The sequence below is a fragment of the Streptomyces katrae genome (assembly GCF_000966975.1).
In the GTDB taxonomy this organism is placed as follows: domain Bacteria; phylum Actinomycetota; class Actinomycetes; order Streptomycetales; family Streptomycetaceae; genus Streptomyces; species Streptomyces katrae.
This window is the reverse complement of the sequence record NZ_JZWV01001674.1, coordinates 1-1,174: the sequence shown is the minus strand read 5'-3', so window position 1 is coordinate 1,174 and position 1,174 is coordinate 1. Positions and strand designations below refer to the sequence as shown.

The 1,174-nt window shown below is 71.0% G+C and carries 2 protein-coding genes and 1 pseudogene; 1 reads left to right on the top strand and 2 read right to left on the bottom strand.

Annotation, left to right across the window (positions count from 1 at the left end; all coding sequences use genetic code 11):
• Positions 1-74 precede the first annotated feature (74 nt).
• Positions 75-434 (top strand): hypothetical protein, encoded by a 360-nt coding sequence (locus VR44_RS49030; protein WP_045952611.1) that lies wholly within the window; start codon positions 75-77, stop codon positions 432-434.
• Between the two features lie 146 nt (positions 435-580).
• Here the strand turns inward: VR44_RS49030 and VR44_RS46720 are convergent, their stop codons facing one another.
• Together VR44_RS46720 and VR44_RS46715 are read right to left on the bottom strand one after the other, a co-directional pair.
• Positions 581-751 carry a hypothetical protein gene (locus tag VR44_RS46720; protein WP_211275231.1) on the bottom strand — a complete coding sequence of 57 codons (171 nt, stop codon included), beginning with the start codon at positions 749-751 and terminating at the stop codon, positions 581-583.
• A gap of 80 nt (positions 752-831) precedes the next feature.
• Positions 832-1,174, bottom strand: a pseudogene (locus tag VR44_RS46715) (FAD-dependent monooxygenase); the annotation flags it as partial.

The following is a 1,174-nucleotide window of genomic DNA, read 5'->3' as shown; positions in this document are numbered from 1 at the left end:
CCCCTGATCCGGGCGGTTGCGGGTGCAGTGTCAGCGCCAACAGCGGCGAGTAGTTCGCGCCCGGCGTCCGTGGGGTGAAGGTGCCCGGTGCTGTCTGCGGTGAGCTGCTGCCGTGCCAGCAGCTCGTCGAGAGTGACGCGGATGTCGGCGGGATCGGCCTTGAGGGAGCCGTGGATCTGGGTGATGAGGTCATGCGGTGTCTGGGGGGCGTCGGCGGTGACGGCGGCGCGCAGGGCGGCGATCTGCTGGGTGAAGGTGAGGCCGTGTCGGGCCAGGGTGTGTTGCAGGACGCTGCGGGCGGCGTAGTGGGCCAGGCCGAGAATGCGCGCGTCGGCGGCGGGGGCGGTGCTGGTCGTGGGGGTCTTCTTCGGTTCTGTTCGTTTGGCAAGGGTGGGGACGAGATGTGTGTCGCAGCGGCAAGTTCGCAGAGCTGACCTTGTGCACGGGCGCCGGGGGAAGCGCGGGGGCAGTGCAGTCTGCCGTCCGGCCCAGTTCGGTGGGGTGCCTACTGCCGACTTTTGTGCTGCGGCGGGAGCGACGGCCTGGCGGTCGGGGTCCGGTCTGGATGCTCCTTCGCCTGTCAGGCGGCGGTGGCAGGGGTGTAGTCGGGGAGGCGGACCGGGTTGGTGCGGGTGTTCTCGGGGGCGTTCGCGGCCAGCATGTCGAGGATCTCCTGGGTGGGGGCCGGCAGGAAGAACCGTTCAGCGCCCTCGCGGCCCAGCGCCTGGTGTTCGGCGACGTAGGGGCGCATCTGCTGCTCGTAGGCGGCGAAGGCGGCCGTGTGGTCGCCTTCGCGGGCGGCGAGTTCCCCGGCGAGGAGGTAGGCGCCGATCAGTGCCGCGAGGTGCCGCGGCCGGAGGTGGGGCCGGCGCAGTAGCCGGCGTCGCCGAGGAGGACGACGCGGCCGGCGGACCAGGACTCCATCTCGACTTGGGCGTTGGAGTCGAAGAAGAACTCCTGTGCTGTGTCCATCTCTTTCAGCAGGCGGGGCACCTCCCAGCCCTCGCCGGCGAAGCGGTCCGCGATGATCTGCTTGTGCGCGGCGGGGTCGCGGTGGTCGTATTCCAGGTGGTCGGCGGCGAAGTGGAAGGCCGCGCGGGCCTCGGTGTTGTCGCGGGCCGTGAAGATGTTGGCGGCCTTGCCGGGGGCGGCGTAGAGGTGGCCGGTGTTCTCC

Excerpts from the sequence above, each read along its gene's own strand:
- VR44_RS46720 (WP_211275231.1), bottom strand. The coding sequence starts at position 751 with ATGCGCCCCTACGTCGCCGAACACCAGGCGCTGGGCCGCGAGGGCGCT.